This is a genomic window from Vibrio sp. Isolate32, assembly GCF_022397955.1.
GTDB lineage: Bacteria > Pseudomonadota > Gammaproteobacteria > Enterobacterales > Vibrionaceae > Vibrio.
Window position 1 is genome coordinate 280,595 of record NZ_JAKEUQ010000008.1, and the last position, 14,027, is coordinate 294,621.

Consider the following 14,027-nt stretch of genomic DNA (forward strand, 5'->3'; position numbering starts at 1 on the left):
ATATTTTGAAAAATATGATTAAAGCAGCAGGTTTAAGCCTTGTAGTTCTTAGCTCTTCTTTTTTTGCAACAGCTGCTGAAGCCGCGCAAAAAGTGGGTTATGTAAACACTGCACAAGTATTCCAGGCTCTACCTCAGCGTGAAGTTGTTCTTCAAAAAATGCAGGAAGAGTTCAAAGACAAAGCAGCTGAGCTGCAAAGCATTCAAGCTGAAGCTAAGACTAAGATTGAAAAGCTTAAGCGTGATGGTGAGCTACTAGGTCCAGACGAAGTTGAGAAGCTTCGTATCGAAGTTGGTCAACTAGACAGCAAGTACAAAATCAAAGCTCAAGCTCTAGAAAAAGCAAGTCAACGTCGTGAAGCACAAGAGAAGCAGAAGCTATTCAAAGTGATTCAAGATGCTGTAACGAAAGTTGCAGAGAAAGAAGGCTACGACATGATCGTTGATATTCAAGCGCTACAATACGGCAAGCCTGAATACAACATCTCTGAGAAAGTAATTAAAGAACTAAAATAAGTTTTATGAAGACACTGACTTTAGCCGAATTGGCAACCATTACCGGGGGGGAGCTACATGGTGACGGTACTGTAACCGTTTCTGCTGTTGCTCCCATGGATAAAGCGCAAGAAGGCAACATTACGTTCCTTTCTAACGCTAAGTACAGCAAGCACCTAGGTGACTGTAAAGCATCAGCGATTATGGTTAAAGAGAGTGAGCGCGAACTGTGTAAGACTAACGTGATTGTGGTCAGTGACCCATACGTTGCTTTTGCTAAGGTTGCTCAAGCGCTTGATACTACTCCTGCACCGGCTGCGGATATTGCTGATTCAGCTTCGATTGCGAGCGATGCAACACTTGGACAAAATGTGTCTATTGGTGCGAACGCTGTGATTGAGTCTGGTGTTGTTCTTGGTGACGATGTGATCATCGGTGCTGGTTGCTTTATCGGTAAAAACGCAAAGATTGGCGCTGGCACTAAGCTTTGGGCTAACGTAAGCATTTACCATGAAGTGGTGATTGGTGAAGCTTGTTTAGTTCAATCAAGTACTGTGATTGGTTCTGATGGCTTTGGTTATGCGAACGAGAAAGGCGAGTGGATTAAGATTCCTCAAGTTGGTTCTGTTCGCATTGGTAATCGTGTAGAGATCGGTGCGTGTACTACGATTGACCGTGGTGCGCTAGATGACACCGTTATTGAAGATAACGTTATCATCGATAATCAAATGCAAATCGCACACAACGTTCACATCGGATATGGTTCTGCTCTTGCGGGTGGTACTATCATCGCAGGCAGCACAACGATAGGTAAGTACTGTATCATTGGTGGTGGTAGCGTTATCAATGGTCACATTGAGATCGCAGACGGTGTAACTATAACTGGTATGGGTATGGTTATGCGCAGCATCTCTGAGAAAGGCATGTACTCTTCGGGTATTCCTTTACAGCCAAATAAAGAATGGCGTAAAACAGCAACGCGTGTTCATCGTATTGATGAAATGAACAAGCGTTTGAAAACCGTTGAAAAACTTATCGAGAAGAGCGCGGAATCATAATTCCAGCATTTCTAATAAAAGGCTCGCGTACAGCGAGTCTTTTTCGTTTATAATCTTTCTAATTAAATAAAGAATACATATAGGAATACGACTTTGACTACTGAACAGACAACGATGAACATTACTGAAATTCAGGAACTATTACCTCATCGCTACCCATTCTTAATGGTTGATCGTGTGACTAGCTTTGAAAAAGAAAAAACACTGACTGCAATTAAGAATGTTTCTGTTAACGAGCCTCAGTTTACTGGCCACTTCCCTCAACTTCCTGTATTTCCAGGTGTGTTGATCCTAGAAGCGATGGCGCAAGCTACAGGTCTTCTTGCATTTAAATCTTTTGGTGCCCCTTCTGGTAACGAGCTTTACTACTTCGCAAGTGTTGATAAAGCGAAATTCCGTAAGCCAGTAGTTCCTGGTGACCAGCTGGTTATCGAAGTTGAATTCCTAAAAGAGCGTCGTGGCATCGCGTCATTTAACGGCGTTGCGAAAGTTGACGGCGAAGTAGTATGTTCAGCTGAACTTAAATGTGCTCGTAGAGAGTTTTAATATGATTCATGAAACAGCAAAAATTCACCCGGCTGCAGTTATCGAAGGTGATGTAACGATTGGTGCAAATGTAACAGTTGGCCCTTTCACTTACATTGCTGGTAATGTAACCGTTGGTGACGACACTGAGATCATGTCGCATGTTGTGATCAAAGGTCACACTACCATTGGTAAAGAAAACCGCATTTTCCCACACGCAGTAATTGGTGAAGAAAACCAAGACAAGAAGTACGGTGGCGAAGACACTACGGTTGTGATCGGCGATCGCAACGTGATTCGTGAAGCGGTTCAAATCCACCGTGGTACGGTTCAAGATAAAGCAACCACAGTAATTGGTGATGACAACCTGCTTTGTGTTAACGCTCACGTAGCGCACGACGTTATTGTTGGTAACCACACTCACATTGGTAACAATGCTATCTTAGGTGGTCACGTAACGGTTGGCGATTACGCTGGTGTTATGGCGCTTTCTGCGATTCACCCGTTCTGTTCAATCGGTGCTTACGCTTACATTGGTGGTTGTTCTGCCGTTGTTCAAGATGTACTTCCTTACATACTTGCACAAGGTAATCACGCAGCACCATTCGGCCTTAACCTAGTCGGCTTGAAGCGTAACGGTTTTGAGAAACCAGAAATTCGTGCACTACAAAAAGCGTACAAAGAGCTTTACCGCTCTGGCAAAACACTTGAAGAAGCGAAAGCGGCTTTAGTTGAAATGGCGAAAGAGTTTGCTTCGGTAACTCCTATGCTAGAGATGCTAGAAAACTCCGAGCGCGGTATTATTCGTTAATACTAGGTGTGATTGATATAAAAAGATCGCTACTTTTAAGGCGATCTTTTTTGTTTTAGGCGAGAAGGGAATTGGAAAACTATGGCACAGCAAGAAGCACAAACCAATAACTCAGGCTTTGTTTCCAACGAGCCACTGCGTGTAGGCATTGTTGTAGGAGAGCTCTCTGGCGATACCCTTGGCGAAGGTTTTATTAAAGCGATAAAAGCTCAGTACCCGAATGTAGAATTTGTTGGTATTGGCGGGCCAAAAATGAAAGCGCTAGGCTGTGAATCTTTGTTTGAGATGGAAGAGCTTGCTGTAATGGGCCTTGTTGAAGTACTTGGTCGCTTGCATCGTCTGCTCAAAGTAAAAGCAGAGCTGGTTAAATATTTCACTCAGAATCCACCAGATGTGTTCGTTGGTATTGATGCTCCTGACTTTAACTTGAGATTAGAGCTAGATCTTAAGAACGCAGGTATAAAAACGGTTCATTACGTTAGCCCTTCAGTGTGGGCATGGCGTCCAAAACGTATCTTTAAGATTGACAAAGCAACCGACTTGGTACTGGCGTTCCTACCATTTGAAAAAGCGTTCTACGATAAATATAACGTTGCCTGTGAGTTTGTTGGTCATACACTGGCAGATGCCATTCCTCTCGCGCCAAATCAAGCAGAAGCACGAGAGTTGCTTGGCTTAGAGCAAGACAAGCAGTGGCTAGCAGTTCTACCGGGCAGTCGTGGTGGTGAAATGAAGCTTATCGCGCAACCGTTCATTGAAACCTGTAAACGTATCAATCAAAAGTACCCAGACATCGGTTTTGTGGTAGCTGCTGTTAACGAAACCCGCAAGCAACAGTTTACCGAGATTTGGAAGGCGACAGCACCAGAATTAGATTTTGTCATTGTGCAGGATACAGCTCGTAACGTGATCACTGCAGCGGACTCAGTACTATTGGCATCCGGCACGGTCGCTCTTGAGTGTATGCTGCTTAAGCGTCCAATGGTTGTGGGCTACAAAGTGAATAAATTGACTGGCTACATTGTGCAGAAGCTGGCTATTACCGAGTTTGTGTCACTGCCGAATATTCTGGCAGGTGAAGAAATCGTCAAAGAGCACATCTTGGAAGAGTGCCATCCAGATTTTTTATTCCCTTCGGTTGATAAGATGCTAGCTGCAGATAACAGTGCGTTGATTGAACGCTTTACTGAAATGCACCACTGGATCCGTAAAGATGCTGACAAACAAGCCGCCAATGCGGTGCTGAAATTGATCGGTCGAGAGTTTGTTGAATCATAACGTGCTAGTTTCAAAGGCACGGGCTTAAAAGTTACAAAGAGAATTGTCATGGCAGTAAAAGATAAAAAAGAGCTTCCACCTTTCGAGTATCCTCAAGGCTACCAGCTATTTGCTGGTGTCGATGAAGTAGGGCGTGGACCATTGGTTGGCGATATAGTGACAGCTGCAGTTATCCTAGATCCGAATAATCCAATTGAAGGTTTGAACGACTCAAAGAAACTGTCTGAGAAAAAGCGTCTTGCTCTTCTTCCTGAAATTAAAGAGAAAGCATTGGCATGGTCTGTGGGCCGTTGTTCACCGCAAGAAATTGATGAACTCAATATTCTACAAGCGACTATGGTTGCGATGCAGCGCGCGATTGCTGGGTTAAGCGTTCAGCCAGATATGGCGTTGATTGATGGCAACCGTGTACCTGAATTGCCAATGGCCGGTATTGCAGTGGTCAAAGGTGACTTGCGCGTCGCTGAAATCAGTGCAGCGTCTATTATTGCTAAAGTCGTACGTGACCAAGAGATGGAAGAACTTGATAAGCTTCATCCGGAGTTTGGTTTTGCTAAGCACAAAGGTTACCCGACTAAGGCGCATTTCGAGGCAATTGAAAAGCACGGTGTTACCGAGCACTACCGTAAGAGCTTTAAACCAGTAAAACGTATTTTAGGTATTGATTAAGTGCTACACAGATAAGCGTTCATCTTCGAATAAATTTGCTTACTAGCAGTAGAAAAAAATAGAATACACTCAGTTGTAATCCTAGGCTCCGGTCTAGAACTCAGGAAAAATAATGTCAGATCCAAAATTTGTTCACCTACGCGTACACAGTGACTTTTCTATGGTGGATGGCCTGTCTAAGGTGCCACCATTAGTTAAAAAAGTTGCTGAAATGGGTATGCCAGCTCTAGCACTTACCGACTTCACTAACCTATGTGGTTTGGTGAAATTTTACGGTACTGCCCATGGGTGTGGGGTTAAACCAATTATTGGTGCTGATTTTTTGATGCAATCTCCAGAATTTGGAGATGAGCTGACGAAACTGACGGTTTTAGCGTCTGATAACAAAGGTTATAACAACCTTACCTTGCTGATTTCAAAAGCTTACTTGCGTGGTCACATACAGCATCAACCTGTGATCGACAAAGAGTGGTTAATCGAAAACGCTGAAGGCTTGATCATCTTATCTGGCGCCAAAGAAGGCGAGATCGGTAAGGCATTACTGAAAGGTAACCGTGATCTCGTCGCGAGTAGTGTCGAATTTTACAAGGCTCACTTCCCTGATCGCTTTTACTTAGAGCTGATTCGTACCGGACGTGCCGATGAAGAGTCTTACCTGCACTTCGCGTTAGAGCTTGCTGAGCAACAAGATTTACCTGTTGTGGCAACCAATGAAGTAGTGTTCTTAACCGAAGATTTGTTTGATGCTCATGAAATCCGCGTAGCGATCCACGATGGTTATACCATGGTCGATCCACGTCGCCCTAAAAACTACAGCGCGCAACAGTATCTTCGTAGCGAAGAAGAGATGTGTGAGCTGTTTTCAGATATCCCAGAAGCGCTTGAAAACAGCGTTGAGATTGCTAAGCGTTGTAACGTTACTGTTCGTCTTGGTGAGTACTTCCTCCCTAACTTCCCGACCGAAGGTTTAGCGATCGAAGACTTCTTGATCAAGAAGTCAGAAGAAGGTCTTGAGCGTCGTTTAGCATTCCTTTTCCCAGATGAGCAAGTTCGAGCTGAGCGCCGTCCTGAATACGATGAGCGCCTTAAAGTCGAACTGGAAGTTATCAACAACATGGGTTTCCCGGGTTACTTCTTGATCGTAATGGAGTTCATCCAATGGTCTAAAGATAACGATGTGCCAGTAGGCCCAGGTCGTGGTTCGGGGGCGGGTTCATTGGTGGCGTACGCATTGGATATCACTGACCTCGATCCACTAGAATACGATCTACTATTCGAACGTTTCTTGAACCCAGAACGTGTCTCGATGCCCGATTTCGATATCGACTTCTGTATGGATAAGCGTGACCAAGTAATTGATCACGTTGCAGAAATGTATGGTCGTGATGCGGTATCTCAGATCATCACCTTTGGTACCATGGCGGCAAAAGCGGTAATCCGTGACGTAGGCCGTGTACTGGGTCACCCGTTTGGCTTCGTTGACCGCATCTCTAAACTTGTACCGCCAGATCCGGGTATGACACTTGAGAAAGCCTTTCTTGCCGAGCCTGCATTACCAGAGCTTTACGATGGTGATGAAGAGGTTCGCGAACTGATCGATAAGTGTCGTATCCTAGAAGGTTGTACGCGAAACGCCGGTAAACACGCGGGAGGTGTTGTAATCTCACCAACCACGATCACGGACTTTGCGCCTATCTATGCGGATGCTGAAGGTAACTTCCCGGTTACGCAATTCGATAAGAATGACGTTGAAACTGCGGGCTTGGTGAAGTTTGACTTCTTGGGTCTACGTACCCTGACCATCATCGACTGGGCGTTGGGCCTAGTGAATCCACGCTTAAAGAAAGAAGGCAAAGAGCCGGTTCGTATTGAATCGATCCCTCTGGATGACCAAGCGTCGTTTAACCTACTACAAAACTCAGAAACCACTGCGGTATTCCAGCTGGAATCACGCGGTATGAAAGACTTGATCAAACGTCTTCAGCCTGACTGTTTTGAAGATATCATCGCATTGGTAGCCTTGTTCCGTCCGGGTCCCCTGCAATCAGGCATGGTAGATAACTTTATCGACCGTAAGCACGGTCGAGAAGCGGTCTCTTACCCAGATGAAACATGGCAACATGAATCGCTAAAAGACACGTTAGAACCAACCTATGGGATCATCCTTTACCAAGAGCAGGTAATGCAAATTGCACAGATCCTAGCGGGTTATACGCTGGGTGGCGCGGATATGCTGCGTCGTGCGATGGGTAAGAAGAAGCCAGAAGAGATGGCGAAGCAGCGTGGTACCTTCAAAGAAGGTGCAGAAGCCAACGGTGTTGATGGCGAACTTGCCATGAAGATCTTTGACTTGGTAGAAAAGTTTGCGGGCTACGGCTTTAACAAATCGCACTCAGCCGCTTACGCGCTGGTTTCTTACCAAACACTTTGGCTGAAAACACACTACCCAGCAGAGTTTATGGCCGCGGTAATGACGGCGGACATGGATAACACCGAGAAGGTTATTGGCCTTGTTGATGAGTGTTTCCGTATGAAGCTCAAACTGCTGCCGCCTGATATCAACTCTGGTCTCTATCGATTTAATGTTGATGATGACGGTGCGATAGTTTACGGCATTGGTGCGATCAAAGGGGTAGGTGAAGGCCCGATTGAAGCGATTATTGAAGCGCGAAATAAAGGCGGTTACTTCAAAGATTTATTCGACTTCTGTGCGCGTATTGATTTAAAGAAAGTTAACAAGCGTGTTATCGAAAAGTTGATTCTATCGGGTGCGTTAGATAGATTAGGCCCTCACCGTGCAGCGATGATGGCCTCATTGGCTGATGCGGTTAAAGCGGCAAGTCAATATCACCATGCCGAGTCCTTTGGGCAATCCGACATGTTTGGTGTATTGACGGATGCTCCGGAAGAGGTGGAGCACAAATACACCCAAGTGCCTAAGTGGCCCGAAAAGGTTTGGCTCGAAGGTGAACGTGAAACGCTAGGTTTGTATCTGACGGGTCACCCAGTTAACGTGTACATCAAAGAGTTAGCGAAATACACTAGCTGCCGTCTGAAAGACGCGACGCCAACACGCCGTGATCAATCATTAACGATTGCCGGACTGGTGATTGCAGCACGTGTAATGACCACCAAGCGTGGTACTCGAATTGGTTTGATGACCATCGACGATCGATCTGGGCGTATGGAAGTGATGTTGTTCTCAGATGCGCTCGATCGTTACGCAGAATTGCTCGAAAAAGACAAAATTGTGGTTGTTTCTGGACAGGTCAGCTTTGATGACTTCAACGGTGGGCTTAAAATGTCCGCGCGCGAGGTCATGGACTTAGGAAGCGCTCGTGAAAAATATGCTCGTGGGGTATCGGTATCTATCGATGAATCCCAAATTAATGGTCAATTTTTTGAACGATTTAGTCAAATCTTAGAACCTTATAGAGCCGGAACGGTTCCAGTCAATGTATACTACCAACGTGCCGACGCTAGAGCGCGGTTAACATTGGGCACAGAATGGCGTGTTACGCCAAGTGATACATTACTAGACGAATTAAAACAGTTGCTTGGAAATAGCCAAGTAGAACTCGAATTTAACTAAAATTTAGCTTCGCGAATGCAGAGCTGATTCAACAAGGATTCATAGATGAGCCTGAACTTTCTAGAATTTGAAAAGCCTATCGCTGAACTTGAAGCAAAAATCGAAGCGCTACGTGACGTTTCGCGTCACGGTGGTGACACAGCGGTAGATTTAGACAAAGAAATCGAACAACTAGAGAAAAAAAGCTTAGAGCTTAAACAGAAAATCTTTAGTGACTTAGGTGCATGGCAGGTAGCTCAACTTGCTCGTCACCCTCAACGTCCATACACCAAAGATTACCTGGAGCATGCATTCACAGAGTTTGAAGAAATGGCGGGCGATCGTGCTTACGCTGACGACAAAGCTATTGTGGGTGGTATGGCTCGTCTAAATGGCCGTCCTGTTATGGTTATTGGTCACCAGAAGGGTCGTGAGACTAAAGAGAAAGTGATCCGTAACTTTGGTATGCCAAAGCCAGAAGGTTACCGTAAGGCGCTACGCCTAATGGAAACCGCTGAGCGTTTCAAAATGCCTATCATTACTTTCATCGACACCGCGGGCGCATACCCAGGTGTTGGTGCTGAAGAGCGTGGTCAATCTGAAGCTATCGCTAAAAACCTAAAAGTGATGGCGGGTCTTTCAGTTCCTGTTATTTGTAACGTTGTGGGTGAAGGCGGTTCTGGTGGTGCACTAGCGATTGGTGTTGGTGACTACGTGAATATGCTTCAGTACTCTACGTACTCAGTAATCTCTCCAGAAGGTTGTGCTTCAATCCTATGGCGCGATTCGGATAAAGCACCACAAGCAGCTGAAGCGATGGGCTTGATTGCTCCTCGTCTCAAAGAGCTTGAGCTTATCGACGAAATCATCCCTGAGCCGCTAGGTGGCGCGCACCGTGATCCAGTACAAACCGCTCAGAACATGAAAGACATGTTAGTTAAGCAGCTAGAAGAGTTAGAGCAGCTTGATAACGAAACGCTTCTTGAGCGTCGTTACCAGCGTCTAATGAGCTACGGCTACTGCTGATAAGTTGCCTTAGTAATAAGGTCTGCTTAACGTAACAAGTTGATGAAAGGGTTGGACTCAGTGTCAACCCTTTTTTATTATTAAAACATTACCCCTTGACACACGACCTCTTGGTTTATTGCCCTAATGACGCACTTAATTGATACCTTCACATCTGTTCTTGATCAAAGCGCGCTTAAGCCTTGTCGGTTGATCGTCGCTTTCAGTGGTGGTGTCGATTCACGAGTTTTGTTGGAGTTGGCTGTTAAATACGCACAAACACATGATATCGAATGTCAGGCGGTTCATGTACATCATGGCTTGAGTGACAATGCTGACCATTGGGCTGAACAATGCCAAACATGGTGTGATGATTTGTCAGTGCCTTTGGCTGTGGAGCGTGTCTCACTGGATGTCCATAGTGGTGAAAGTATTGAAAAGCTCGCTCGAGACGCCAGGTATAACGCCTTCAAATCTCATATTCGACACGGGGATGTACTGATTACTGGTCAACACGTCGATGATCAAGTAGAGACTTTTCTATTATCGTTAAAGCGCGGCAGCGGTCCTAAAGGCCTCTCATCGATGGCGAAAGTGATGCCATTTTCAGTTGCTTATATTGCTCGTCCTATGCTGTCAGTAACCAGAGCAGAGATTGAAGCGTTCGCTCGCCGTATAGGGTTAACTTGGGTTGAAGATGAAAGTAATCAGGACGTGCGTTTCGACCGTAACTTTATTCGCCACCAAGTGACTCCGGTTCTGACTGAGCGTTGGCCCAGCTTTCGAGAGTCTGTCAGTCGCAGCGCCCAGCTCTGTGCCGAGCAAGAGATGTTGCTAGACGAGTTGTTAGCTTCTCACTTGCAACGCTCCCTCGGTGATGACCAGAGCTTGAGCATTGTGGTTTTATCTGAGCAATCTGCTTTACTAAGAGCGCGTTTGTTGAGAATGTGGTTAGGTCATTGCCAGCAAGCGATGCCGAGCCAAAAGCAACTCCAGCTTATCTGGGAGGAAGTGGCGTGTGCTCAGCGTGATGCTAATCCTAAGCTGATGTTAAACGGCGCTGAAGTTAGGCGTTTTAATCAAAAACTCTATTTGGTTCGAGAGACTAAAGATCTATCGGACTGGCAAGGTGACATTGTTGTTGGCGGAAAGTTGCTTCTGCCTGATGGCTTGGGACATGTCAGCTTGCAAGCGGGGGGATCTGAGCCCGAACCGGGGCGTCGCGCACAAACGTTCAGCTTACCAAACCAAAATGCGGTCTTACGTGTTACCTTTAACCCTGAAGGATTATCAGCGCATCCTGTTGGACGTGGACATAGTCGAAAGCTCAAAAAACTCTTTCAAGAGTATCAAGTACCCAGTTGGTTACGACGTAGAACGCCAATATTAATGAATAGCGATCGAGTGATCGCTGTTTTAGGCTTATTCGTAGATAAAAACTACGAAGGTCAAGATTGTGAGGCGCTTTGGAGCAAGTAGAAAAAGTTTGTGTCACAATTCACCGTCACTTTAATAAAAATAATTAATGGAATATGCAATGATGAAAATTACACTAGGATTAGTTCTTGGATTTGGGCTATTGAGTGGTAACGCTCTGGCAGGTGATGTTGCTGCAGGACAAGCAAAAGCAGCAGTGTGCGCAGCTTGTCACGGTGCTGACGGTATCGCAGTGATCCCGGGTTACCCAAACCTTAAAGGTCAAAACGAGCAATATCTTGTTTCATCCATCAATGCTTACAAAACTAAACAGCGCAACGGTGGTTTGGCCGCTGTAATGCAAGCTCAAGCTTCAATGCTGAGCGATGAAGACATCGCGAATCTAGCCGCTTACTACGCAAGCCTTAAGTAAAACCTTCTCAAAGCGCTGATTAAACAAGTCGATAAATTTCGAGCCAGAGCTTTAGAGGAGACTTTTCGCGCCGCTAGACGGTAGTTCGGCACAAATACGTAATAGCCATAATGGCTATGCATACTCAATTGTTGGATGTGGTGGACCTCACCCCTCGACATCGCCTGTTGCACCATAAAATCAGGCAGGAGGGCAAGCCCTTTGCCAAGCTTTACCGCTTCATAAGAAAGATAGAAATGCTCATGACCGACAGGGTGATAATGAGTCGCGCTTTGCAGAGATTGTTCTAGTTTGAACTGCTCCCACAACTGCGGGCGCGTTGTTTGAGGAATAAAAGCGAAATTCGCAATGGACTGTTTGTCGTTACACGTTGAAGAACTTGATGAGCCCGTTAGCAGCAGCGTTTCTTGACGCAACAATCGACCATGTTCATAGTGACTAGAAAGAGGAAGGCAGCGGATGGTGATGTCGCTGTCTACATCTAACTGATTTATTGGACCATCACTGGTGCGAACTTTAACGTGGATATCAGGGTGGACTTGATGGAATGCATCAATGTTTGGCACCAACCACAAACTGGCGAAAGAAGGCGTGACATCGACCACCAATAACTCTTGTTCTGTATCGGTTTGAATCAGGCTTACCGTCGCATGTTGGATGATTTCCAACGCTTCGGTCACCTTGGGTAAGGCTTTGTTGCTTAATTCAGAGAGAAGGCATGCCTGCCCCATCGTGCTTAATTCTTAATCGATATACTGTGTTTCAGGCATACCAAGCCCTGTAAGCGTATTCAGGGCTTTGATCATAGCGTAAGTCTCGCCAACTTGAGCGTTGTAGTTCCTCAGGCTTAATTTCCCACCTAGCAACTGTTTTACTCGGTACATTGGGGTCTCTGACAGAGAGCGCTTATGATAGCCATACCGCTTTTTCCACTTCTTGTTAGAGCCGTAGACCTCCTGGCAACCTACCGCTAAATTACAAGGATGCCCTTGTTCCCAGAAGGCTGCCCCTTCTCTTGGCGGGATGAGCGGAACAGCTCGCTTGAACCGTATGGCATCATGGCAATTCCTCTTGTCATAAGCGCCATCGCCTGATATCTCAATGATTTTCCGACGTATCTGCTTGAGTAAGTTGGGGAGCACTTCGGCATCGGTTACGTTAGATAAGCTCAGCTCTGCTGCGACTATTTTGTGGGTGCTTGTATCTACTGCGATGTGCAGCTTACGCCAGACTCTGCGCTTGCCATCAGTTCCATGCTTCTTGACCTTCCATTCACCTTCGCCATAAACCTTGAGACCAGTGGCATCAATGGCTAGGTGTTGTATCGCACCTCTGGTTTTAGTTTTAAATGAAACCTCAACATCCTTAGCTCGGCGGCTTATACAGGTGTAATGGGGGCAAACCAGCGGGATGTTAGCCAGCTTAAATATGGAGTCTAGAAAACCTTGCAGCGCTCTCAATGGCATAGAGAAACGTGTTTCACCATCAGAGCGGTAGTAATGGCTAAGTCGCTGAATCGGCGAGGTCTACCACGCTTGCCTTGTTTGTTTTGCTTCCACTCGGCTATAGCTTCCTCATCATTCCAAAAGGTCAGAGAACCACGGTTGATTAAGGCTTTGTTGTACTGCTTCCAGTTAGTTGTTTTGTAACGAGGTTTAGGCATGAGGGTACTACGATGGATGGGTGTAGCCGATCAGATCGTAGCTTGTAGATTTAGTTCCACCGATTTAAGCAACAAGGCCTCGTAAGGCGTTTAAATTTTTCGTTTAGACGGCTGAAAAGCGAAGCTAGGCACTTTCCGGATGGGTTCTCAGGAAAAGTTAAAATTTATAGTGATATATACGCAACATATGTAACTAGTATGTTTACAACTTATATCATATTGTGATTTAATGTCGTCGTTTTTACACAAAGAGGCATAAGTTTTGATCGATTCAATTATAGAACTTGAATCAAAGAGTAAAAAATCTTGGGATAAGGGTTACAAGAGGTTTGTTAATTACTTAAATAAAGACGATCCGGTTGTAAATAGACAACTGGAAAATCTTAAAGAGAGTTTTACTATTTTACCTAAGGACCCATATGACTCATCTGGAACAAGGTACCGGCAATATAGTCGAGCAGTATATCTTCCATGGAAGGGATCTATAGACTGGGTGTCGGATGATAGTATCTCAGATGGACTGAAAAAAATCCCTTATTATCAAGGTGAATTTAATCCTGAACACTCTTTAAAATGGCGTTATTTTGACCCTATATCTAAGGTTATCCTTGATAACCCAGTATTCAAAAAAATAATAGAAATAGCTGTAAAAGAAGCGGTATGGGAAGAAATAGATTTCTACAGACCAATATCAATTGGAGCGCACGTTATTTCACAAAAGGTAGATCTGTTGTCTAATGAAGCTTACCAGTCTCCATGCTGTATGCACCAAGATGGTGAAATGTACGACTATGTTTTTCTAATCGATAGAAAAAATATTGAAGGAGGTATGAGCTATATCGCAAATACTGCTTCAGTAAATATACTCCCAGAAAATGTTCATAACGACAATGTCATAGATAGATTCACATTAAATGAACCATTAGAAGGCTTCGGAGTGAAGGATATTGATGTTAGCCATGGAGTAGAAAGAATAAGATTAAAGAAAGGCGCTAATTCAGGGTATAGAAATACAATCCTGGTTGATTTGACACCTATGTACGAAAATCTAAGGTGAGCAATAAACTTTACGATTCTAAATGTAATAACCTAGAAAATTTTACT

Annotated in this window: 11 protein-coding genes and 2 pseudogenes; 11 read left to right on the forward strand and 2 right to left on the reverse strand. The window is 44.9% G+C overall.

The features are described from left to right. Window positions 1-14 precede the first annotated feature (14 nt). The 10 genes from L1D11_RS09080 (at window position 15) to L1D11_RS09125 (ending at window position 11,260) form a co-directional block, all read left to right on the forward strand. Window positions 15-515, forward strand: a complete 501-nt coding sequence (locus L1D11_RS09080) for an OmpH family outer membrane protein (RefSeq protein ID WP_239833378.1) — start codon at window positions 15-17, stop codon at window positions 513-515. 5 nt (window positions 516-520) lie between these two features. After that, window positions 521-1,552, forward strand: coding sequence for a UDP-3-O-(3-hydroxymyristoyl)glucosamine N-acyltransferase (gene lpxD, locus L1D11_RS09085; RefSeq protein WP_239833377.1), 1,032 nt, complete (start codon window positions 521-523; stop codon window positions 1,550-1,552). Between the two features lie 93 nt (window positions 1,553-1,645). Further along, a complete protein-coding gene (fabZ, locus tag L1D11_RS09090) occupies window positions 1,646-2,098 on the forward strand; it encodes a 3-hydroxyacyl-ACP dehydratase FabZ (RefSeq protein WP_004738598.1) in 453 nt (150 codons plus the stop codon). A gap of 1 nt (window position 2,099) precedes the next feature. Next, complete coding sequence (lpxA, locus tag L1D11_RS09095) at window positions 2,100-2,888, forward strand: acyl-ACP--UDP-N-acetylglucosamine O-acyltransferase (RefSeq protein WP_239834383.1); 789 nt, start codon at window positions 2,100-2,102, stop codon at window positions 2,886-2,888. Window positions 2,889-2,969: 81 nt separating this feature from the next. After that, a complete protein-coding gene (gene lpxB, locus L1D11_RS09100; protein WP_239834382.1) occupies window positions 2,970-4,166 on the forward strand; it encodes a lipid-A-disaccharide synthase in 1,197 nt (398 codons plus the stop codon). Between the two features lie 48 nt (window positions 4,167-4,214). Further along, a complete protein-coding gene (rnhB, locus tag L1D11_RS09105) occupies window positions 4,215-4,835 on the forward strand; it encodes a ribonuclease HII (protein ID WP_239834381.1) in 621 nt (206 codons plus the stop codon). A gap of 112 nt (window positions 4,836-4,947) precedes the next feature. Then, a complete protein-coding gene (dnaE, locus tag L1D11_RS09110; protein WP_239834380.1) occupies window positions 4,948-8,427 on the forward strand; it encodes a DNA polymerase III subunit alpha in 3,480 nt (1,159 codons plus the stop codon). Between the two features lie 45 nt (window positions 8,428-8,472). After that, window positions 8,473-9,432, forward strand: coding sequence for an acetyl-CoA carboxylase carboxyl transferase subunit alpha (gene accA, locus L1D11_RS09115; protein WP_239834379.1), 960 nt, complete (start codon window positions 8,473-8,475; stop codon window positions 9,430-9,432). Window positions 9,433-9,558: 126 nt separating this feature from the next. Then, window positions 9,559-10,890, forward strand: coding sequence for a tRNA lysidine(34) synthetase TilS (tilS, locus tag L1D11_RS09120; protein WP_239834378.1), 1,332 nt, complete (start codon window positions 9,559-9,561; stop codon window positions 10,888-10,890). A 58-nt stretch (window positions 10,891-10,948) separates the two neighbouring features. Beyond that, the gene (locus tag L1D11_RS09125) at window positions 10,949-11,260 is read left to right on the forward strand and encodes a cytochrome c (RefSeq protein WP_239834747.1); all 312 of its coding nucleotides are present in this window, start codon (window positions 10,949-10,951) and stop codon (window positions 11,258-11,260) included. Here the strand turns inward: L1D11_RS09125 and L1D11_RS09130 are convergent. Both L1D11_RS09130 and L1D11_RS09135 read right to left on the reverse strand, forming a co-directional pair. Next, window positions 11,242-11,949 (reverse strand): annotated as a pseudogene (locus tag L1D11_RS09130) (LysR substrate-binding domain-containing protein); the annotation flags it as partial. The gene L1D11_RS09125 and the pseudogene L1D11_RS09130 overlap by 19 nt on opposite strands. Window positions 11,950-12,003: 54 nt before the next feature. After that, window positions 12,004-12,923: pseudogene (locus L1D11_RS09135) on the reverse strand (IS5 family transposase). Between the two features lie 262 nt (window positions 12,924-13,185). Between L1D11_RS09135 and L1D11_RS09140 the strand changes: the two are divergent. After that, a complete protein-coding gene (locus L1D11_RS09140; RefSeq protein ID WP_239834746.1) occupies window positions 13,186-13,980 on the forward strand; it encodes a 2OG-Fe dioxygenase family protein in 795 nt (264 codons plus the stop codon). The last annotated feature ends 47 nt before the right edge of the window (window positions 13,981-14,027 follow it).